Raw genomic sequence first — 21,167 nt, forward strand, 5'->3', positions numbered from 1 at the left:
GTGTGCTTGCTCCTCAATCAACGTCCGGGTTCGTCGTTCCACAGCAGCTTGTGCAGCTGCAGCTGGAAGCGTACGGGCAGGTTGTCGGCGACGATCCAGTCCGCCAGGTCGCTGGCGTTCACCTGGTGGTGGCTGGGCGAGAACAGTACCTCGCCAGCACGCTCGGCAAGGTTGTACTGGATCAGCTTGGAGACCGCCCAGTCGTAGTCCTCACGGGAACAGATGACGAACTTGACCTGGTCGTTGCGGGTCAGCTGCTCGATGTTCTCGTAACGGTTACGGTGCGACTCTTCGGAGCCAGGGGTCTTCAGGTCGACCACGCGGCTGACACGGGTGTCGGTGCCGGCGATATCCAGCGCGCCGCTGGTTTCCAGCGACACCTGGTAACCGGCGTCACACAGGCGCTGCAACAGCGGCAAGGCGTTGGGCTGCGCCAATGGCTCGCCACCGGTGACGCAGACGTAGCGCGGCTTGAAGCCGGCGACCTGCTCGAGGATCGAATCGAGGGTGCGAAGGGTACCGCCACTGAAGGCATAGGCACTGTCGCAGTACTGACAGCGCAGGGGGCAACCGGTGAGGCGCACGAATACCGTGGGCAGCCCAGCCGTTCGCGTTTCACCCTGCAAAGAGTAAAAGACTTCGGTAATGCGTAATGTGTCTTGCATGCTCGCCACGGGCGTGACAGCTAAACAGGCTGTCCGCCTCCGTCAGGCACTGTCGCGGACTCGACATAGCGTTATCCGCAGCAGCGTGTTTACGAAAAAAGGGCTGTGATTCTAACGAAAAAACCCGCGGCAGGCGCGGGTTTCTTTCAAACGGTGCAGCTTAGAGCTTCTGCAGGTCACGCTGGGCCAGTTGTGCGGCCGAGGTGCCTGGGTACTGGGTGATGACCTGCTGCAGAATACCCTTGACCTTGTCGGTGTGGCCCATGCGGCGCTCGACGTCGGCCAGCTTGTACAGCGAATCCGGCACCTTGCTGTGCTTCGGATACTTCTGGCTGACCTGGGCGAAGGCCTGGCTGGCAGCCGGCAGGTCGCCCTTGGCCAGGTTCACCTCACCCAGCCAGTACTGGGCATTGCCGGCGTACTGGCTGTTGGGGTACTTGCGCAGGAAGGCGTTGAACGCCTGGCTGGCCTTGTCGAAGTCTTTCTGCTTGATCAGGTCGAAAGCAGCATCGTAGTAGAGCTTTTCTTTCGCCGGATCACCGGGCTCGCTACTGGCGGCCGGTTGTTGCGCAGCAGCACCTGCTGCTGCATCGGGGGCGGCACCGGATGCACCACCACTGGAGGAATTGTCAGGGGTCGCGGCAGGCGCGGCGCCACTGTTGATGCGACGGTCCAGGTCCTGGTAACGCTCCAGGTTTTCTTGCTTCATGCGCGACACATCGTTCTGCAGCTCTTCGATGATGCCTTGCTGGCGGGAAAGCTGATCCTGCATCTGTTGCAGCTGCATGAACAGCTGGCCCTGTGCAGAGGCAGGGGCCGAAGCCCCTGACCCGGCATAGGCGCCGCTCGTGCCATAACCCGCAGGCGGATAGCTGCCTGCGTTGTCATCAACTACAGGGACCTCAGCCCAGGCCGCGAGCGGCAGGCTGAGTGCGAGGACGGTTACTACACGGCGGCACATACGCATAAGAACTTACTTACGCAGTTCTACGCGACGGTTCTGAGCCCAGGACTGCTCGTCGTTGCCAGTGGCAACCGGACGCTCTTCACCGTAGGAGACCAGTTCCAGCTGAGCAGGGGAAACGCCCTGCAGAACCAGGTAACGCTGAACGGCCTTGGCACGACGCTCACCCAGAGCCATGTTGTACTCGCGGGTGCCGCGCTCGTCGGTGTTGCCTTCCAGGACAACGCGGTTGCCGTTGGCTTTCAGGTCCTTGGCGTGAACGTCCAGAGCGCGCATGGCTTCTGGCTTCAGGTCCGAGCTGTCGTATTCGAAGTAGAAGGTGGTGATTGCGCGCAGGGCAGCTTCTTCGCTCAGGGAGCCGTCAACAGCACCAGTGTTGGCACCGTAGCCAGCGTTCGGATCTACAGCAGCGCCTTCGCCTGCGTTGTCACCGCCCTTGGAGGAGCAACCTACAGCTACGGCCATGGCCAGAGCCAGCGCAGCAAATTTACCAAACTTCAGCATTTCCATCGTGAAACTCCTAATGAAACCCCAGTGTGTTAAGCAAAAATTATTACGCCGCAATCAGTTCAGGTAAGGGGACCAGGACGGTTCTCTGACTTCGCCTTGAGCGGTAGGAAGTGGGAGCCTCACGCGGCCATTAAGCGACACGAGCATCAAGACTCCCCGGCCCTGCTGGCGGGTGGCGTAGATTAGCATGGTGCCGTTTGGCGCAACAGTGGGAGACTCATCAAGACTCGTTTCCGAGAGAATCTTTACACTTCCGCGTTGCAAATCCTGGGCCGCAACTTTGAAGTTGGTGAAGCCCTGCTGGCGATGGATCATCACCAGGGTCTTTTCGTCCGCCGACAGTTTCGGGTTGGCGTTGTAGTTACCCACGAACGTTACACGCTCGGCACCACCGCCACTGACCGACTGCTTGTAGATCTGCGGCTTGCCGCCACGGTCGGAGGTGAAGTACAGGGTGTTGCCATCCTTGCCCCAGAACGGCTCGGTGTTGATGCCCGGGCCGGCGGTGACACGGCTGATCTGGCGCGAGGCCACGTTCATCACGTAGATGTCCGGGTTGCCGTCCTTCGACAGCACGAATGCCAGGCGGGTGCCGTCCGGCGACCAGGCTGGCGCCCCGTTCAGGCCTTCGAAGTTGGTGACCTGCTCGCGGCGACCGGTATCGATGTGCTGGACGAAGATGCGCGGGCGCTTCTGCTCGAACGAGACATAGGCGATGCGCTTGCCATCCGGCGCAAAGCGTGGCGACAGGATCGGTTCACGCGATTGCAGCAGGGTAACCGCACGCGCACCGTCGTAGTCCGAACGCTGCAGGGTATAGCGGGTATTGTTGGTAGAGAAACGCTCGGCCGTCACGTACAGCATGCGGGTGGAGAACGCACCCTTGATGCCGGTGAGCTTCTCGAACGACTGGTCGGAAATGTAGTGCGCCATGTCGCGCAGCTGATCGACGCTGCCTGCCACGCTACCGGTCAGCACTTGCTGCTCGGTGGCGACGTTGAACAGCGCGTACTGCACCTGCAGGCGACCGCCCGACGGCACGATGCTGCCGACCATCACGTACTGCGCGCCCAGCGCTTTCCAGTCACGGAAGATCACTTCGCTGGCCTGCGACGGCTGGCTGATCATGTTCTGCCGCGGAATCGGCGAGTAGTAGCCGGAGTTGCGCAGGTCGTTGCCGATGATGTCGGCCATGTCTTCCGGCAGCACGCTGCCGCCCTGCAGACCGAACGGCACTACCGCGATGGGCGTGGCCCGGTCGCTGCCGCTGGTGACCAGGATGTTCTTTTCCTCTGCCACGGCCATGCCTGCCACGCAGCACAGCATGACCAGCAGTCCTCTCAGACGTTTAATCACAACGCTAGATCCTCAGGTGTAAATGTCATCTTGAACGAACGATATTGGTTGAAATCGCTCGGCTTCATACCCTGCATCTCGGTCAAACGACCAATGTTCTTCACCGCAGCCACCGCCGAACTGTCGTACGGGCCGTCACCACTGGACCGGGCCACGCTGACGTTGGTGATGGTACCGTCCGGCAACATGTTGATCTGCAGGACCACCGTCATGCCCTTGCGCGCGGATGGCGGACGTGCCCAGCCCTCGGCCGCGCGCAAGCGAATCAGGTCGTCGAAGTCGCCGGCCACCTGGTCACCCTGCTCGTCGGCCAGCGCCTGCTGCCGTTCGGTGGTGTCGGACAACAGCTCGGCCAGGGCCTGGGCTTTCTTGTCTTCCGCCGCCTTGCGGGCCGCTTCCTGTGCCTTTTTCTTCTGGGCGTCTGCAGCGGCCTTCTTCTTGGCCTCTTCAGCTGCCTTCTTCTTCGCGTCCTCGGCCGCCGCTTTCTTCTTGGCGTCCTCGGCTGCTTTCTTCTTGGCCTCTTCGGCTGCCTTTTTCCTGGCATCCTCGGCGGCTTGTTTCTTCGCCTCTTCAGCGGCCTCTTTCTTGGCCTCTTCTTCGGCTTTTTTCTTCTCTTCCTCGGCCTTCTTCTTCGCGATGTCGGCCTGCTGCTTCTCGGCAGCCTTCTTCGCCTCTTCGGCCTTCTTGGCTTCGGCGGCTTTCTTGGCCTCGGCAGCCTTGGCGGCTTCGGCAGCGGCCTCGGCTTTCTTGGCTTCGGCGGCCTCGCGGGCCTCTTCGGCCTTTTGAGCGGCGTCGGCTTTCTTTTGTTCCGCGGCCTTCACGGCCTCTTGCTCGACCTTCTTCTGTTCCAGCTGCTCGACCTCGGTCTGGCGCGAAGCAGTTTTCTTCGCTTCCCCGGCAATCTTCTGATTGGTCTGGGTAGTCGCCTGGCTCTTGGACTTGAGCTGGTACAGGGTAGCCTGGACGATCGGCTTGGATGGCGGCAGCTCAGGCGTCATGGCAAAACTGACGAACAGCAGGGCGAACACCAGCACATGCAGGCCGATGGCCCAGACACTGGGCCAGAAGTAGCTTTCCGAGGCGGATGGCTCTCGCTGTTGCATCAGGGCGCCTCGGTAATCAGGCCAACGTTACCGACACCGGCCTTCTGCAACCCGCCCATGGCACCCATGACCGCGCCATAGTCGACAGCCTTGTCGCCACGAATGAACACCTGGGTCTGTTTGCCCTGGTCACGGCCGGCAGCAATGATCTTGGTCACCGCGTCGGTCATGGCAGGCAAGGTCATGGCCTTGTCCATCTGCTTGTCGGTATCGACTTCGCTGCCGAGGTTCCAGTAATAGGTCTTGTCGGCCTTGATGGAGATGGTGAGGATCTGGACGTTGTTGTCCTGCGGCAAGGCTTCACTGGAAACCTTGGGCAGGTCTACCTTCACGCCCTGGTTGAGCATGGGCGCCGTCACCATGAAGATGACCAGCAGTACCAGCATCACGTCGATGTAGGGCACCACGTTCATCTCGGCGACGGGCTTGCGTTTGTGGCGAACTCGGGCCATGGGCTTCTACCTGATTACTCTTCGCTGGTGTGCACTTTGCGGTGCAGGATCGCCTGGAACTCGTCGGCGAAGGTGTAGTAACGGCCGATCAGCACTTCGCTGCGGGCCGAGAAGCGGTTGTAGGCAATGACCGCCGGGATTGCCGCGAACAGGCCGATGGCGGTAGCGATCAGCGCTTCGGCGATACCCGGGGCAACCGTGGCCAGGGTGGCCTGCTGGGCGCTGGCCAGGCCGCGGAAGGAGTTCATGATGCCCCATACGGTACCGAACAGGCCGATGTACGGGCTGGTCGAACCGACTGTGGCCAGGAACGGCAGGCTCTGCTCGAGCTTTTCTTCCTCACGCGAAATAGCCACGCGCATGGCACGGGCAACACCCTCCATGACCGCGTCCGGGTCAACGCCCGGCTGCTGGCGCAGGCGCGAGAACTCCTTGAAGCCGGCACGGAAGACCTGCTCGACACCGGAATCCGGGTCTGGGTTGCTGCCTGCCTGGCGGTACAGCTTGGACAGGTCGATGCCCGACCAGAAGCGCTCCTCGAAGGTATCCAGCGCACGACGACCGGCGCGCAGCATGGTGCTGCGCTGGAAGATCATGATCCATGAGGTGACCGAGGCGGCCCACCAGGATCAGCATTACCAGCTGTACCAACACGCTGGCATTGCTGACCAGACTCCACATGGAGGTATGGTCGACGACGTTAGCTTCCACGCTTATTCTCCTGCATTCGATTGAGTACCCGAGCCGTCGGCCGCAAAGGCGTCGCGCAGCTCCGGGGGTATGGCTCGGGGTTTGAAAGTATCGGCGCGCACGGCAGCCACCAGGAACTGCCCTTCGCAGAGCAGCGTTTCATCCTTTTCCCGCCAGACCTGCTGCACGAAGCGCAGGCTGGCGCGATTGAGTTCAAGTACTTGCGCGGTGACCCGCAGCGCGTCGTCCAGCCGCGCCGGCGCGTGGTAGCGCGCTTCGCTGGAGTGGACCACGAACAGCAGGTTGTCTTCGGCCAGTTGCGCCTGGGAAAAGCCCAGGTGCCGCAGCCGCTCGGTACGCGCGCGCTCCATGAATTTCAGGTAATTGACGTAATACACCACGCCACCGGCATCGGTATCCTCGTAATAGACACGACAACGGTGTGCGAACGGTTCCAGGCAATTTTGCGCGCGCATACTCTAGTGCTTACTCCTCAGCTTGCCAATCCGCTGTGGCAACTGTTTTTTCTTCATTAATGTCTTATTGCCAGCGCACCCTTGGCATGCCAGCGGTAGGACCGCGAAAAGCCGTTATCGATCTGTCACTCATCGCCCGTTTCGGAAAAATCCCCTCCCTCCCCCAGGCGCCCGGGCACATTCAGGCCAAAGTGCAGGTAGGCATGCCGGGTGACCACGCGACCGCGCGGCGTGCGCATGATGTAGCCCTGCTGGATCAGGTACGGCTCGAGCACGTCCTCGATGGTGTGGCGCTCTTCACTGATGGCTGCCGCCAGGTTGTCCACGCCGACCGGGCCACCGTCGAACTTCTCGATCATGGTCAGCAGCAGGCGGCGGTCGGAGTGGTCGAAACCGCGCTCGTCGACGTCCAGCAGGTTGAGCGCCATGTCGGCCACGGCCTTGGTGATCTGGCCCTTGCCGCGCACCTCGGCGTAGTCGCGCACGCGGCGTAGCAGGCGGTTGGCGATACGTGGCGTGCCGCGGGCCCGGCGTGCGATCTCGTAGGCACCCTGATCTTCGATGGCCAGGCCGAGGATGCCGGCCGAACGGCTGACGATGGTGGCCAGGTCCTTGTCGCTGTAGAACTCCAGGCGCTGGACGATACCGAAGCGGTCCCGCAGCGGGTTGGTGAGCATGCCGGCACGGGTGGTGGCACCGACCAGGGTGAACGGCGGCAGATCGAGCTTGATGGAACGGGCCGCTGGCCCTTCGCCGATCATGATGTCGAGCTGGAAGTCCTCCATCGCCGGGTACAGCACCTCTTCGACGACCGGTGACAGCCGGTGGATCTCGTCGATGAACAACACGTCGTGCGGTTCCAGGTTGGTCAGCATTGCCGCGAGGTCGCCCGGGCGCTCGAGAATCGGCCCCGAGGTGCTCTTGACCGACACGCCCATTTCCTGGGCAATGATGGTTGGCCAGGGTGGTTTTGCCCAGGCCGGGCGGGCCGAAGATCAGCGTATGGTCGAGCGACTCGCTGCGGCCACGGGCGGCCTGTATGAATAGCGCCATCTGTTCGCGCACCACCGGCTGGCCGATGTACTCGTCCAGCCGCAGCGGGCGGATCGCACGGTCCTGGACTTCTTCACGGTCGCGGCCACTGGCGGCGATCAGGCGGTCGGCTTCGATCACTTGGTAATCATCCCTTTCAGGCTGCGGCGGATCAGCTCTTCACTGCTCAGGCCGGCCTTGTCCTGGATCGCGGCGATCGCCTTGCTGGCCTCCTGCGGCTTGTAGCCAAGCGAAACCAGGGCGCTGACTGCGTCGGCCTCGGCTGTGGATGCGCTGGCGACCGGCAGCGGCCCGTCGGAGACCAGGGTGAACATGGCCGGGGACGTTTCCCACGCCTTGAAGCGGTCCTTGAGCTCGACCAGCAGGCGTTCGGCGGTCTTCTTGCCGACACCGGGCACGCGCACCAGGGCCGAGGTGTCCTGGGCCTGCACGCAGCGCACCAGCTCGTCCACCTCCAGCCCGGACATCAGCGCCAGGGCCAGCTTCGGCCCTACGCCGTTCAGGCGAATGAGCTCGCGGAATAGCTCGCGCTCGCGCTTTTCGGCAAATCCGTAGAGCAGGTGAGCGTCCTCGCGCACCACCAGGTGGGTGTGCACGGTTACCGGTTCGCCCACCTTGGGCAGACGGTACAGCGTGGTCATGGGAACTTCCAGTTCATAACCTACGCCGTTGACGTCGATAATCAGGTGCGGCGGCTGTTTTTCCGCCAGGGTGCCGCGCAAACGTCCAATCACGTTCCGATCCTTCCTCTCGGGGAGCCGGTCAAAGACCGCTCAACCCTATCAGCAAATGCAGCAGGTGAACGCATCACCCGAACAAAATGTGTATCAGCGCATGAAGCGCCTACAGACGCAAGCGCCCACCGCGCCGACGCGCCGTTGCCAGGCCATGCGGCACCAGGCTGGAGCGGGTGTGGGCGTGGCACAGGGCAATGGCCAGGGCGTCGGAGGCGTCGATCTGCGGCTTCTGCGTCAGTTTCAGCAGGTGCATGACCATCATCATCACCTGCTCCTTGTTGGCCCCACCGGTACCGGCTACCGCCTGCTTGACCTGGGTAGCGCTGTATTCGGCAATTTCCAGGCCGGCTTCGGCTGCCGCGACGATGGCCGCGCCGCGGGCCTGGCCGAGCTTGAGTGCCGAGTCGGCGTTACGGGCCATGAACACCCGTTCGATGCCCATGGTCACCGGGCCGTGCTGGCTGATGATTTCACTGACACCACGAAAAACGATCTGCAGCCGCTCGTGCAGCTCGCCGCTGCCGGTGCGGATACAGCCCGACGCCACGTACTCGCAACCACGGGCGGTCTGGCGCACCACACCATAACCGGTAATGCGCGAGCCGGGGTCGATACCAAGAATCAGAGTCATAGTGCCTGTCGTACAAAGCTCATGTTTTAACACCATTGGGGCCGCTGCGCGGCCCATCGCCGGCAAGCCAGCTCCCACAGGTACAGTGCAGGACTTGAGGGTGGCACTGTACCTGTGGGAGCTGGCTTGCCGGCGATGGGCTGCACAGCAGCCCCAATAAAGCTACCTGCCTGGCCCGAATGCTCAGGACACCTTAGCCGAGGTTTTCCATGATCTCGTCGGAAATCTGGGCATTGGAGTAAACGTTCTGCACGTCATCCAGGTCTTCGAGCATGTCGATCAGCTTGAGCACCTTCTCGGCGCCGTCCTGGTCGAGTTCGGCGCTGGTGGTCGGCTGCATGACGATTTCCGCGTCAGCGGCCTTGAAGCCCGCCTCTTCCAGGGCATGGCGCACGGCATAGAAGCTGTTGAACGAGGTGAACACGTCGAACGAGCCGTCATCGTTGGCCACCACGTCGTCGGCATCGGCTTCCATCGCCGCTTCCATCAGCGCGTCTTCTTCCACGCCCGGGGCAAAGCTGATCTGCCCCTTGCGCTCGAACAGGTAGGCCACCGAACCGTCGGTACCCAGATTGCCACCACACTTGGAGAAGGCATGACGCACGGCGGCGGCGGTACGGTTGCGGTTGTCGGTCATGGCCTCGACCATGATCGCCACGCCACCCGGGCCGTAACCTTCGTAGCTGAGCTCTTCGACGTTGTCGCTTTCGTTGGTGCCGGCACCGCGGGCGACGGCACGATCGATGATGTCGCGACTCATGTTGGCGCCCAAGGCCTTGTCCAGCGCCAGGCGCAGCCGCGGGTTGGATGCCGGGTCAGCACCACCCTGCTTGGCAGCGACCGTCAGTTCGCGGATCCACTTGGTGAAGATCTTGCCTCTCTTGGCATCCTGGCGCTCTTTGCGGTGCTTGATGTTTGCCCACTTGGAATGACCAGCCATAACGACTCCGAATCCTTTGAATCACAAACAGCCCCGCCCCTGTTCGGGGCGGGACGGGAAATTGCCTGCGCCGAAACGCAAAGGCGCATCCATGTGGATGCGCCCGGGGACTGCTTACTCGACCTTGGTCTGTTCGCGCAGCCGGATGTGCAGCTCGCGCAGGGCCTTGGCGTCGACCACGCCAGGGGCCTGGGTCATGACGCACGCGGCGCTCTGGGTTTTCGGGAACGCGATCACTTCACGGATCGACTGGGCGCCGGTCATCAGCATGACCAGGCGGTCCAGGCCGAAGGCCAGGCCACCGTGAGGCGGCGCACCGAACTTCAGGGCGTCGAGCAGGAAGCCGAACTTCTCTTCCTGTTCTTCTGCCTCGATACCCAGCAGGCGGAACACCGCCTGTTGCATCTCCTTGCGGTGGATACGGATCGAACCGCCACCCAGCTCGGTACCGTTCAGGACCATGTCGTAGGCACGGGACAGAGCGGTGGCCGGGTTGGCCTCGAGCTCTTCCGGGGTGCACTTCGGCGCGGTGAACGGGTGGTGCAGCGCGGTGAAGCTGCCGTCTTCGTTCTCTTCGAACATCGGGAAGTCGACGTCACCCACATCGGTGCCCACTCGCAGGTCAGCAGCTCGAAGTCGTGGCCCAGGCGGATACGCAGCGCGCCCAGGGCTTCGCTGACCACCTTGAACTTGTCGGCACCGAAGAACACGATGTCGCCGTCAACCGCGCCAACGCGGTCGAGGATGGTGTTGAGGTTGGCCTCGGGGATGTTCTTGACGATCGGCGACTGCAGGCCTTCGACGCCCTTGGCGCGCTCGTTGACCTTGATGTAGGCCAGGCCCTTGGCACCGTAGATGCCGACGAACTTGGTGTACTCGTCGATCTTGCTGCGCGGCATGCTGGCGCCGCCTGGCAGGCGCAGGGCGGTAACGCGGCACTTCGGATCATTGGCCGGGCCGGCGAACACCTTGAAGTCGACGTCCTTGAGCTGGTCGGCAACGTCGACCAGCTCCAGCGGAATACGCAGGTCCGGCTTGTCGGAGCCGTAGCGGCGCATGGCTTCTTCGAAGGTCATGTGCGGGAATTCGCCGAATTCCAGGTCCAGCACTTCCTTGAACAGCTTGCGGATCATGCTTTCGGTCAGGCCCATGATCTCGCTTTCATCGAGGAAGCTGGTCTCGATGTCGATCTGGGTGAACTCCGGCTGGCGGTCGGCACGCAGGTCTTCGTCACGGAAGCACTTGGCGATCTGGTAGTAGCGGTCGAAGCCGGCGACCATCAGCAGCTGCTTGAACAGCTGCGGCGACTGCGGCAGGGCGAAGAAGCTACCGGCATGGGTACGGCTAGGCACCAGGTAGTCACGCGCGCCTTCCGGGGTGGCACGGGTCAGGATCGGCGTCTCGACGTCGAGGAAGCCGTTTTCGTCGAGGAAGCGACGGATGCTGCTGGTAATGCGCGAACGCAGGCGCAGCTTGTCGGCCATTTCCGGGCGACGCAGGTCGATGAAGCGGTAGCGCAGGCGGGTTTCCTCGCCGACGTCGGAGTATTCGTTCAGCGGGAACGGCGGGGTTTCCGCTTCGTTGAGCACGTTCAGCTGGTAGCCGAGGATCTCGATGGCGCCGGAAGCCATGTTGGCATTCACCGCACCTTCAGGGCGCTTGCGGACCTTGCCGGTGATCTGCACGACGTATTCGCTGCGCACGCGGTCGGCAGCGGCGAAGGTTTCGGCGCGATCCGGGTCGAACACGACCTGGGCCATGCCTTCGCGGTCACGGATGTCGAGGAAGATCACCCCGCCGTGGTCGCGGCGACGATGGACCCAGCCGCAAAGGGTGACTTCCTGGCCGTCCAGGCTCTCGTTCAGTTGGCCGCAATAATGGCTGCGCATCATGATGGTGGTTTCGCTTCTCGTGATTCGTGTATTCGGTGGAGGCCTTGGCCGCCCGGAGAGGGCTAATACTGCAAGACCCGGTCACAGCATTCAACTCAGTCGGCTTTGTCGCCGCCTGCCAGATTCTTCTTCGCCCCGGTTTTGAAGTCGGTTTCGTACCAACCATTACCGCTCAGGCGGAAGCCTGGCACCGACAGCAGCTTCTTCAGCGCCGGCGCCTGGCAGGCCGGGCAATCGGTCAGCGGCGCGGCGCTGATCTTCTGCAGCACCTCCATGCGGTGCTCGCAGGATGCACATTGATAGTCATAAAGGGGCATGGGTGTCTCTCGTCAACCACAACGCTGGCTGCCGGGGCAGCAAAAAGCGGGATTATATATGGTTAGCAAGCACTGCGCAGCCCGGCAGGCGATCAGCGCACACTTGGCGGGTCCTGAAGCCAGGCGACGCAGATCACCCGGATCAGCCCGCTGAAGTTGCGCACTCCACCCTGACGCAGGTGCACCTCGCGGTCCACATAAGACAGCACCGCACTGACCGAACAGCGGTTGGCTGCGGCAATGCGTTCCAGGATACCCCAGTAGACGGCCTCCAGCCGCAGGCAGGTGGAAAAGCCGTTGAGCCGCACCGAACGTGACACGGGCCGGGTCTGCAACATATCGAAATCCGCCTTGAACGGATCGATGCACTGTTTTCCCGGCCAGCGCCCCTGGCCAGCCACACGTTTGCTTGCTTGCATCATGCGCCACACTTCCTCGTCACAGGTACCAGGTGGCCTATGAAGCGCTGACGGGCGAGCTTAAAGCAGCGGCAAAATCTTCCTGCACAAACACTGATTGTTACGCACGAGGCGGACCCTGTGGGAGCGGGCGAGCCCGCGAACACCGGCGGAGCCGGTGCCAACCACCGTGCTGGATTCTTCGCGGGCGTGCCCGCTCCCACAGGGTTACATGACAGCCTTTTACTCGCCGTCGAGCAGCACCCGCAGCATCCAGGCGGTTTTCTCGTGCACCTGCATGCGCTGGGTCAACAGGTCGGCGGTCGGCTCGTCACTGACCTTGTCCACCACCGGGAAGATACTGCGCGCGGTACGCACCACGGCTTCCTGGCCCTGCACCAGCTGGCGGATCATCTCGTCGGCAGGCGGCACCCCTTCTTCCTCCTTGATCGAGGAGTGTCGTGCATAAAATGCATAGGACCCCGGTGCCGGGAAGCCCAGGGCGCGGATGCGCTCGGCGATCGAGTCCACCGCCAGCGCCAGTTCGTTGTACTGCTCTTCGAACATCAGGTGCAGCGTGCGGAACGAAGGACCGGTGACATTCCAGTGGAAGTTATGGGTTTTCAGATACAGCACGTAGGTATCCGACAACAGACGGGACAGCCCATCAACGATGGACTTGCGATCTTCTTCACTGATACCGATATCGATTGCCATGAAGTTCCCCTTTTTCCATAAGGCTTGAGACCCAAGCGGGTGCCGTCCACTGTAGCAACACTTGGTGTACGCCGCCTGTGACATGGCGCAACACATCGCGCCTCGTGGCCTGCGGTTTGAGTAGCCTGCAGCTTTACTGTTAAATAGGCAGGGTGCCACCCGTGCGGACAGCAATTGCCGGGTGCATAGGCTGGCCTGTCACGTGTTCGCGCCCTACACCTCATGCGCACCGTGCCGCCAGCTCTTCCTGTGATCGGCCTTATCAACTGTGAGCCAACCCCATGTTCAAGATCGTCCATCTGGTGACGGGCGTGGCAGCCTTGCTGCTATCGCTCATGCCCAGCCTGAAAACTGATGCGATACCTTTCCTGCAACAACCCGACGCGGTCTACCTGGCCCTGCTCGGCCTGCTCAACCTGGTGCTGGCCCCGGTCGTGCCACTGTACTACCGTGGTGCACGGCAACAGCTGCAGCACCTGGCCTGCGCCCTGCTGGTAGTAGCCGTGGTGCTGCAGACCCTGACACTGCTGGCCCGCCCGGAAATGGGCAACCTGGCTGCACTGGTCTGCGCGGCGCTGGCCGTGGCCGTGCACCTGGCCGTGGGCTTTGCCCGCAGCCCGCGCAAGGCGCGCGCTGGCCAGCACACGGCGCAGGATACCGGCAATCGTGATACCGGTACCGTGAAGTGGTTCAACACATCCAAAGGCTTTGGCTTCATCTCCCGCGACTCGGGCGATGACATCTTCGTGCACTTTCGCGCCATTCGCGGCGAGGGCCACCGCATCCTGGTCGAAGGCCAGCGCGTGGAGTTTTCCGTGATGCACCGCGACAAGGGCCTGCAGGCCGAAGATGTGGTTGCGGTAACACGCCGCTGACTGCATTTGCACAACCATCCTTGTGTGGGAGCGAGCGTGCCCGCCCACACAAGGATCAATAATGAGGCGGCGGCGCCTCGTCCCCTTCGCTGCCGTACTGGCCAACCATTTCTTCGTAACGCTTGATCAGCTCGGCCATCTGCAACTGCAGCCGTTCGATCACTCGCCCCTGCTCGACCACCACATCATTCAGCGCCTGGATGGTGTCATCCTGGAACGCCTGGCGGGTTTCCAGTTCGACCACGCGCAATTCAAGCGACATGTCAGGCCTCCTGGTAACCGGCGAGCTGCAGCCCGCGCAGGCGCTGGCGAATGGCTTGCACCTGATCGTCGGTGTAGGCCAGCGCCGGGCACTTGCCCCACACCGGTGCCGGCCAGGCGGCGTCGTCGCGCTGGCGCACGATCACGTGCATGTGCAACTGGCTTACCACATTGCCCAGGGTCGCCACGTTCATCTTGTCGGCGCCGTAACTGGCTTTCAGCGCTTCGGCCAAGCGGGTGGTTTCCTGCCACAACTGCTGCTGCGCAGCAGCATCGAGTTCGAACAGTTCGCTGATGCCGGCGCGCTTGGGCACCAGGATGAACCATGGATAGTTGGCATCCTTGCTCAGCAGCAACTGGCACAGCGCAAATTCCCCCAGCACCAGCGAATCCTGCTGCAAACGCGAATCGAGGACGAACACGGCAAATCTCCTTCAGGCAGAACCAACCCGCTTCACGCGGAAAACAGGCCTGCAAGGATACCTTGCACGCTCCCGGTAACACAGCGCTACTTTTCGCACCAAAATGAGGCCGCCGGCACACCTCTCACCACACTTGCCACCCCACAAGTGACGCTGCATGAACAAGTTGCGGTAACACATTGACTTTCATGACAGCTTTCCAATTTTTAATGATTCTCGTCCGCAATACATGGCCAGGTCGCTCCCGCCCCGTGTTTACGGCACTTTCCGACCCCCGGTAGCGGGTTTTGTGAAAATTTCATGAAGCGTTGCGAATTTTGAGCACGCTTGTTGCATTCCTTTCACGCCAAGTCGGCACGACATCTGCAGTGGCAGGTGTACGCGACAAATAACAACAGCGGCATTGGTTACCAGGGAGTTCCACCCGCCGGAATCGGTAGTTACAGGTTGATTACGGTGGCAGGAACAGCGCTGGCGTTGTACGGCCCTTAAACCGGGGCGTGATTTGCGACATGGAAATACCTGAAAGCGACAGGGTGAAAAAGTTCCGCAAAGGATGTTTATACCCATATCGCTAACAACAGTCAGCGTGCTATACATTTTCGCCGACATAACAAGAAAGAGCTGCACCATATAACTAAAAGACTTGGACGCAGCGGTACTCTTCCTAAAAACCAAAGGAGCAAATCACGATGCGCGTGATGAAGTGGAGCATGATCGCCCTGGCCGTTGCGGCAGGGACCTCGCAGTTGGCAGTGGCCTCTTCCCAGGACGAGTCCAAAGGTTTCATCGAAGACAGCAAGCTGAACGTCAAGACCCGTATGCTGTACTTCAGCCGTGACTTCCGTAACAACGAAGGCGGCCAGAGCCGTCGCGAAGAAACCGGCCTGGGCTTCCTCGGCACCTTCGAGTCCGGCTTCACCCAAGGCACCGTGGGTGTGGGTGTCGATGCCATCGGCATGCTCGGCCTGAAACTGGACAGCGGCAAGGGCCGCGCCGGTACCGGCCTGTTCCCGACCGGCTCCGACGGCCGTTCGCAGGATGACTACTCCAAGGGCGGCGGCGCGGTCAAGTTCCGCATCTCCGACACCGTGCTGAAAGTGGGTGACCAGTTCACCGCACTGCCGGTCTTCGCCACCGACGACAGCCGCCTGCTGCCGGAAATCGCCCAGGGCACCCTGATCACCAGCAACGAGATCGAGGGCCTGACCCTGCACGCTGGTCACTTCACCAGCCTGACCGCCCAGGAGCAGACCGACCGCGACAGCTTCCACCTGAAGGAAGCCAACGTGGTCGGTGGTACCTACGCCTTCACCGACAACCTCAGCACCAGCCTGTACTACTCGAAGGTTGAAGACTACTGGCGCAAGTACTACGCCAACGTCAACTGGGCACTGCCGATCTCCGACAAGCAAGGCCTGGTGTTCGACTTCAACATCTATGACACCAAGAGCGAAGGCTCGGCCGAGTACCGCGCGTTCGATGGCGACAAGCTGGACAACCGCGCGTTCAGCCTGTCGGGCGCTTACAACATCGGCGCTCACACCTTCACCCTGGCCTACCAGAAAGTCACCGGCGACGGCGACTATGGCTATGGTATCGACGGTGGCGGCACCATCTTCCTGGCCAACTCCGTGGCCCGTTCCGACTTCAACGCCGAAGACGAGAAATCCTGGCAGGCTCGCTACGACCTGAACTTTGCCGAATACGGCATCCCGGGCCTGACCTTCATGACCCGTTATGTCCGCGGTACCGACGCCAACGTCGCCAGCACCAGCAACGGCAAGGAATGGGAACGCGACGTGGATATCAAGTACGTGCTGCAGAGCGGCCCGGCGAAAGACCTGAGCTTCCGCGTACGTCAGGCTACCTACCGTTCTTCCGATGGCACCTACTACGATTCCCCATCGATCGACGAACTGCGCCTGATCGTGGAGTACCCGCTGAGCATCCTGTAAGCCTGGCTTGCAGTGCCCCGCACCTGAAAAAGCCCGGCGATCACGCCGGGCTTTTTCTTGGCTGACAAGCGTCACGCCCTGGGGCATCCTGTACGCCTTCGTTTCGCCCCCGTACAATGCGGGGTCATTTCAATGTCTTAGGCAATCGACACGGCTCACCATGCGCACCAGTCAATATTTGCTCGCCACCCAGAAAGAAACCCCTGCCGACGCAGTGGTCATCAGCCATCAGCTCATGCTGCGTGCCGGCATGATCCGCAAACTGGCCTCCGGCCTGTACACCTGGCTGCCGATGGGCTTGCGGGTGATGCGCAAGGTCGAGGCCGTGGTGCGTGAGGAAATGAACGCCGCCGGCGCCCTGGAAGTGCTGATGCCCAGCATCCAGCCCGCCGAACTGTGGCAGGAATCCGGCCGCTGGGAGCAGTACGGCCCCGAGCTGCTGCGCCTGAAGGACCGCCACCAGCGCGACTTCTGTGTCGGCCCGACCCACGAAGAAGTCATCACCGACCTGGCCCGCAACGAGCTGTCCAGCTATAAACAGCTGCCGCTCAACATGTACCAGATCCAGACCAAGTTCCGTGACGAGATCCGCCCGCGCTTCGGCCTGATGCGCGGCCGCGAGTTCATCATGAAAGACGCCTACTCGTTCCATGCCGACCAGGCTTCCCTGCAGGAAACCTACGACCGCATGCACCAGGCGTACAGCAATATCTTCACCCGCCTGGGCCTGGACTTCCGCCCGGTGCAGGCCGACACCGGCTCCATCGGTGGCAGCTACTCGCACGAGTTCCACGTACTGGCCGAGTCCGGCGAAGACGACGTGATCTTCAGCGACAGCTCCGACTACGCCGCCAACATCGAGAAGGCCGAGGCCATCCCGCGTGAAACCGTGCGCCCGGCCCCTACCGAGGAGCTGCGCCTGGTCGACACGCCGAACGCCAAGACCATCGCCCAGCTGGTGGAAAACTTCGGCCTGCCGATCGAGAAAACCGTCAAGACCCTGATCGTGCGCGGCGCCGAGGAAGGCAAGCTGGTTGCCCTGATCGTCCGTGGCGACCACGAGCTGAACGAAATCAAGGCAGCCAAGCTGGAACAGGTTGCCGACCCGCTGGTCATGGCCACTGACGCCGAACTGCGTGAGGCCATTGGTGCCGGCGCCGGTTCGCTCGGCCCGCTGAACCTGCCGCTGGAAATCGTGATCGACCGTTCGGTTGCCCTGATGAGCGACTTCGGCATTGGCGCCAACATCGACGACAAGCACTATTTCGGCGTGAACTGGGAGCGCGACCTGCCGGTTCCACAGGTCGCCGACCTGCGTAACGTGGTCGAAGGTGACCCGAGCCCGGACGGCCAGGGTACCCTGGTGATCAAGCGCGGCATCGAAGTGGGCCACATCTTCCAGCTCGGCACCAAGTACAGCGAGGCGCTGAAGTGCCAGGTACTGGGCGAGAACGGCAAGCCGGTAACCCTGGCCATGGGCTGCTACGGCATCGGTGTGTCCCGTGTGGTCGCCGCTGCCATCGAGCAGAGCTACGACGACAAGGGCATCATCTGGAACGACGCCCTGGCCCCGTTCCAGATCGCCCTGGTACCGCTGCGCTACGAGACCGATGTGGTTCGCGAGGCGACCGACAAGCTGTACGCCGAGCTGACGGCCGCCGGCTACGAAGTGCTGCTGGACGACCGCGACAAGAAAACCAGCCCTGGCATCAAGTTTGCCGACATGGAGCTGATCGGTATCCCGCACCGCATCGTCGTCAGCGATCGCGGCCTGGCCGAAGGCAACCTGGAGTACAAGCACCGCACCGAGCAGGACGCCCAGCCGTTGCCGCTCAATGAAGTGCTGACCTTCCTGCAGGCCCGCGTTCGCCGCTGATAACCAATGCACGAGTGATCATGTTCAAGCGAAGTACCTTTCCCCTGGGGGGCGCCGCACTGTGCGGCGCCCTGCTCGTCAGCGGCTGCGCCAACCAGATGTCCCAACGCAGCGACCATGAGGAGCGCATCGAGCGCAAACTGCTCGAGCACACCCTGCAGATCGATGTCGGCGAGCCGAAGGTGATGGAGCTTCCGCAGCGACGTGTGCGGGTGCATGAGCAGAAGCGCTTCGAAGTCACCGAGTTCGAAGTCACCCGCAGCTATGACCGCTACACGCCTTACCAGCCATGGCGGGAGATTTACGAGATCCCGCTGGGTGCAGTGGCGGTGGTAGCGGGCGTCGGTGCCAACGTGGTCAACGTCTTCGCCTTGGGCAACCTGCCGGAAAGCATCACCCACGACTGGCTCAGCTACGGTGTGGACGGGCTCAACCCGTTCATGAACGTGCCGTCCAACGGCCGTGCCCAGCAGAACCTGGCCGGGATCAGCGAAGTGCAGAAAGGCAAGCGCGAAGAATCTACCAGCGTGCCCTGGAGCGAACGCCTGGTCGAGGTCAAGGCCGGCAGGATGACCCACGAGCTGACCACCGACAGGAACGGTGTGCTGCGCCTGAACCTGCTCGACAGCCCGTTCTCCGAGCAGAACCTCAACCACATCGGTACCCTGCACCTGCAGGTGCTGGACGAGGACAACGCGGTACGTGGCGATGCCAGCCTGCTGGTCAGCGCTACTTTGCGCAACAAGCTGCTCGAAGCCCATGAACTGATCTTCGATGACCTCGAAGATGACGATGTCGGCCAATGGGTACACCGGGTCAAGCGCTTGTCCGAACTGGGCCTGGAAGAGGAAGCCAGTGAAATGGAACAGAGCCTGATCGAACTGACCCGCAACGACCCGGAGCTGCAGCAGGAGTTTCTGCAGTCGCTGACCAAGGCCACTGGCCGGTTGGTGGCTGATCCAGGCGCGCAATAACCAGCATCACGCAGCCCTTGTAGGAGCGGCCTTGTGTCGCGATGGGCTGCGAAGCAGACCCGGCAATTCATGCATTAAAGCTGAACTCCTGGGGCTGCTTCGCAGCCCATCGCGACACAAGGCCGCTCCTACAAGGGCCGCGTGAAGCTGCTCTCCTTATTTAGGCGGAAACAGCTCCAGCTGCTCATGCGCCCCGCGCAAGTCGCGCAACCTCACGCCTACCCCCAGCAAGCGCACCGGCTTGCCTCCACGGGCAAACGCCTGCCCCAGCAACTGCCGATAACTCTCCAGGTCCCTGCCCGCCCCCGCCTGCTCCAGGGTGGTCTGGCTGAAATCATGGAACTTGACCTTGACGAAGGGTTTTTCTGGCCGGTAACTACTGTCCATGCGGGCGATACGCTCGTTGAGGCTTTCCAGCAGTTCGGGCAGCCGTGCAAGGCAACTGGCCAGGTCCGGCAGGTCGGTGTCGTAGGTGTTTTCCACGCTGACCGATTGCCGGCGGCTGTCATTGTGTACCGCGCGCTCATCGATACCCCGCGCCAGCCCCCACAACCGCTCGCCAAAACTGCCGAACTCGCGCACCAGCGCCAGACGCGACCATTCACGCAGATCCAGGCAGGTTTCGATACCCAGCCGCGCCAGTTTGTCTGCCGTTACCTTGCCCACCCCGTGTAACCTGGCCACCGGCAGCGCAGCGATGAACGCCTCCACTTCGCCCGGGGTAATCACGAACAGGCCATTGGGCTTGCGCCAGTCACTGGCGATCTTGGCCAGGAACTTGTTCGGCGCCACACCGGCCGACACGGTGATATGCAGGGTGCGCGCGACGCGCCGGCGGATATCCTCGGCAATGCGCGTGGCGCTGCCCGAGTACCATTGGCTGTCGCTCACATCCAGGTAGGCCTCGTCCAGCGACAGCGGCTCGATCAGCTCGGTGTAATCGCGAAAGATCGCGTGGATTTCCCGCGAGGCCTCACGGTAGGCCTCGAAGCGCGGCTTGACGATCAGCAGGTCCGGACACAGCTTCAGTGCGTGCCGCGACGACATGGCCGAACGCACGCCGTAGGCACGCGCTTCATAGTTGCAAGTGGCGATCACCCCACGCTGGTCCGGCGAGCCGCCCACCGCCATGGGCCGCCCGGCCAGGCACGGGTCGTCACGCATTTCGATAGCGGCATAGAAGCAATCGCAGTCGACGTGGATGATCTTGCGCAAGGACATGGATGACCGTCAGCACTGTAAATTCATACAGATAGTATCGCATGCCCCCTCGGGAGGATGCAGCCTGTACGCGGCATTGCTCGATAATCGGCCTGAAAGCCCCGTCGCGCCTGAGCTGCGGGCCATATTCAAGCGCTAAGAGTTTGAACAGGAAAGGTTTTTTCAGGAAAAAGCTTGACACCCAACCGGTAAATCCGTAGAATTCGATCTCACAGGCGCGGGATGGAGCAGCCTGGTAGCTCGTCGGGCTCATAACCCGAAGGTCGTCGGTTCAAATCCGGCTCCCGCAACCAGATTCGAGAAAAGGCCACTGTTCACACAGTGGCCTTTTTCTTTTGCGTCAAATAATGCTCTTGTAGAAATATTAAAAAAATCAACAACTAGCGCTTGACGCTCATTCTGAAAGCTGTAGAATGCGCCCCACTGACGCGGGATGGAGCAGCCTGGTAGCTCGTCGGGCTCATAACCCGAAGGTCGTCGGTTCAAATCCGGCTCCCGCAACCATATTCGTCAGAACGAACCCCGCCTGTGTAACAGCAGCGCGGGGTTTGTTGCTTTTCCCCTCCTGCTTTTCGTCGCCCCCAATGCCCCCGCCCTCCAGCCAACCCGCAGGCTTGAGAGGTCGTGCCCAGGATGAACTATCTTTAACCCTGCCAGGCCGCTGAAAGTGCCCGAGGCC

The 21,167-nt window shown here is 61.9% G+C and carries 20 protein-coding genes, 2 tRNA genes and 3 pseudogenes; 6 read left to right on the forward strand and 19 right to left on the reverse strand.

From position 1 onward, the window contains the following. Window positions 1–17: 17 nt before the first annotated feature. From queE to QIY50_04280, 16 genes and pseudogenes are all read right to left on the reverse strand, one after another. Window positions 18–665 carry a 7-carboxy-7-deazaguanine synthase QueE gene (queE, locus tag QIY50_04205; protein ID WGV21462.1) on the reverse strand — a complete coding sequence of 216 codons (648 nt, stop codon included), beginning with the start codon at window positions 663–665 and terminating at the stop codon, window positions 18–20. A 160-nt stretch (window positions 666–825) separates the two neighbouring features. Continuing rightward, window positions 826–1,632 carry a tol-pal system protein YbgF gene (gene ybgF / locus QIY50_04210; protein ID WGV21463.1) on the reverse strand — a complete coding sequence of 269 codons (807 nt, stop codon included), beginning with the start codon at window positions 1,630–1,632 and terminating at the stop codon, window positions 826–828. Between the two features lie 6 nt (window positions 1,633–1,638). Next, window positions 1,639–2,139 (reverse strand): peptidoglycan-associated lipoprotein Pal, encoded by a 501-nt coding sequence (pal, locus tag QIY50_04215; protein ID WGV21464.1) that lies wholly within the window; start codon window positions 2,137–2,139, stop codon window positions 1,639–1,641. 54 nt (window positions 2,140–2,193) lie between these two features. Then, window positions 2,194–3,465 carry a Tol-Pal system beta propeller repeat protein TolB gene (gene tolB, locus QIY50_04220; GenBank protein ID WGV23000.1) on the reverse strand — a complete coding sequence of 424 codons (1,272 nt, stop codon included), beginning with the start codon at window positions 3,463–3,465 and terminating at the stop codon, window positions 2,194–2,196. Between the two features lie 26 nt (window positions 3,466–3,491). Then, complete coding sequence (gene tolA / locus QIY50_04225) at window positions 3,492–4,598, reverse strand: cell envelope integrity protein TolA (protein ID WGV21465.1); 1,107 nt, start codon at window positions 4,596–4,598, stop codon at window positions 3,492–3,494. Next, window positions 4,598–5,050, reverse strand: a complete 453-nt coding sequence (gene tolR, locus QIY50_04230) for a protein TolR (protein WGV21466.1) — start codon at window positions 5,048–5,050, stop codon at window positions 4,598–4,600. Before tolR ends, tolA begins: the two co-directional genes overlap by 1 nt. 14 nt (window positions 5,051–5,064) lie before the next feature. Then, window positions 5,065–5,761, reverse strand: a pseudogene (gene tolQ, locus QIY50_04235) (protein TolQ). A 2-nt stretch (window positions 5,762–5,763) separates the two neighbouring features. Then, window positions 5,764–6,216 (reverse strand): tol-pal system-associated acyl-CoA thioesterase, encoded by a 453-nt coding sequence (gene ybgC / locus QIY50_04240; GenBank protein WGV21467.1) that lies wholly within the window; start codon window positions 6,214–6,216, stop codon window positions 5,764–5,766. Window positions 6,217–6,341: 125 nt separating this feature from the next. After that, window positions 6,342–7,389, reverse strand: a pseudogene (gene ruvB / locus QIY50_04245) (Holliday junction branch migration DNA helicase RuvB). Further along, the gene (gene ruvA, locus QIY50_04250) at window positions 7,386–8,003 is read right to left on the reverse strand and encodes a Holliday junction branch migration protein RuvA (GenBank protein ID WGV21468.1); all 618 of its coding nucleotides are present in this window, start codon (window positions 8,001–8,003) and stop codon (window positions 7,386–7,388) included. The pseudogene ruvB and the gene ruvA overlap by 4 nt, the downstream one beginning before the upstream one ends. Before the next feature lie 109 nt (window positions 8,004–8,112). Then, window positions 8,113–8,637: a crossover junction endodeoxyribonuclease RuvC gene (gene ruvC / locus QIY50_04255; protein WGV21469.1), complete on the reverse strand. Its 525-nt coding sequence runs from the start codon at window positions 8,635–8,637 to the stop codon at window positions 8,113–8,115. 193 nt (window positions 8,638–8,830) lie between these two features. Further along, on the reverse strand, window positions 8,831–9,577 hold the full coding sequence (locus tag QIY50_04260) for a YebC/PmpR family DNA-binding transcriptional regulator (GenBank protein WGV21470.1): 747 nt from the start codon (window positions 9,575–9,577) through the stop codon (window positions 8,831–8,833). 114 nt (window positions 9,578–9,691) lie between these two features. After that, window positions 9,692–11,469: pseudogene (gene aspS, locus QIY50_04265) on the reverse strand (aspartate--tRNA ligase). Between the two features lie 95 nt (window positions 11,470–11,564). Next, window positions 11,565–11,786: a zinc ribbon domain-containing protein gene (locus QIY50_04270; GenBank protein WGV21471.1), complete on the reverse strand. Its 222-nt coding sequence runs from the start codon at window positions 11,784–11,786 to the stop codon at window positions 11,565–11,567. A 92-nt stretch (window positions 11,787–11,878) separates the two neighbouring features. Beyond that, a complete protein-coding gene (locus QIY50_04275) occupies window positions 11,879–12,208 on the reverse strand; it encodes a ribbon-helix-helix domain-containing protein (GenBank protein WGV21472.1) in 330 nt (109 codons plus the stop codon). 219 nt (window positions 12,209–12,427) lie between these two features. Then, window positions 12,428–12,901, reverse strand: coding sequence for a Dps family protein (locus QIY50_04280; GenBank protein WGV21473.1), 474 nt, complete (start codon window positions 12,899–12,901; stop codon window positions 12,428–12,430). A gap of 281 nt (window positions 12,902–13,182) precedes the next feature. Here QIY50_04280 and QIY50_04285 point away from each other — a divergent pair, with 281 nt between their 5' ends. Beyond that, window positions 13,183–13,776, forward strand: coding sequence for a cold shock domain-containing protein (locus tag QIY50_04285; protein ID WGV21474.1), 594 nt, complete (start codon window positions 13,183–13,185; stop codon window positions 13,774–13,776). A gap of 55 nt (window positions 13,777–13,831) precedes the next feature. Here QIY50_04285 and QIY50_04290 read toward each other — a convergent pair whose 3' ends face one another. Then, window positions 13,832–14,038 carry a SlyX family protein gene (locus QIY50_04290; GenBank protein WGV21475.1) on the reverse strand — a complete coding sequence of 69 codons (207 nt, stop codon included), beginning with the start codon at window positions 14,036–14,038 and terminating at the stop codon, window positions 13,832–13,834. 1 nt (window position 14,039) lies between these two features. After that, window positions 14,040–14,459 carry an HIT domain-containing protein gene (locus tag QIY50_04295; GenBank protein WGV21476.1) on the reverse strand — a complete coding sequence of 140 codons (420 nt, stop codon included), beginning with the start codon at window positions 14,457–14,459 and terminating at the stop codon, window positions 14,040–14,042. A gap of 692 nt (window positions 14,460–15,151) precedes the next feature. On the opposite strand from QIY50_04295, the gene QIY50_04300 reads away from it, so the two are divergent. The 3 genes from QIY50_04300 to QIY50_04310 all read left to right on the forward strand — a co-directional run bounded on the left by QIY50_04300 (window position 15,152) and on the right by QIY50_04310 (window position 19,267). Further along, entirely contained in the window at window positions 15,152–16,417 is a 1,266-nt protein-coding gene (locus tag QIY50_04300) for an OprD family porin (GenBank protein ID WGV21477.1), read from the forward strand. A gap of 160 nt (window positions 16,418–16,577) precedes the next feature. After that, window positions 16,578–18,293: a proline--tRNA ligase gene (locus QIY50_04305; protein WGV21478.1), complete on the forward strand. Its 1,716-nt coding sequence runs from the start codon at window positions 16,578–16,580 to the stop codon at window positions 18,291–18,293. A gap of 20 nt (window positions 18,294–18,313) precedes the next feature. Continuing rightward, on the forward strand, window positions 18,314–19,267 hold the full coding sequence (locus tag QIY50_04310) for a hypothetical protein (protein WGV21479.1): 954 nt from the start codon (window positions 18,314–18,316) through the stop codon (window positions 19,265–19,267). 156 nt (window positions 19,268–19,423) lie between these two features. Here the strand turns inward: QIY50_04310 and dinB are convergent, their stop codons facing one another. Further along, entirely contained in the window at window positions 19,424–20,482 is a 1,059-nt protein-coding gene (gene dinB, locus QIY50_04315) for a DNA polymerase IV (protein ID WGV23001.1), read from the reverse strand. A 222-nt stretch (window positions 20,483–20,704) separates the two neighbouring features. Between dinB and QIY50_04320 the strand changes: the two genes are divergently transcribed. Both QIY50_04320 and QIY50_04325 read left to right on the forward strand, forming a co-directional pair. Further along, window positions 20,705–20,781 (forward strand) — tRNA-Met (locus QIY50_04320). A gap of 134 nt (window positions 20,782–20,915) precedes the next feature. Continuing rightward, window positions 20,916–20,992, forward strand: a tRNA-Met gene (locus QIY50_04325). Window positions 20,993–21,167: the final 175 nt, after the last annotated feature.

Source organism: Pseudomonas putida (assembly GCA_029953615.1).
Taxonomy (GTDB): domain Bacteria; phylum Pseudomonadota; class Gammaproteobacteria; order Pseudomonadales; family Pseudomonadaceae; genus Aquipseudomonas.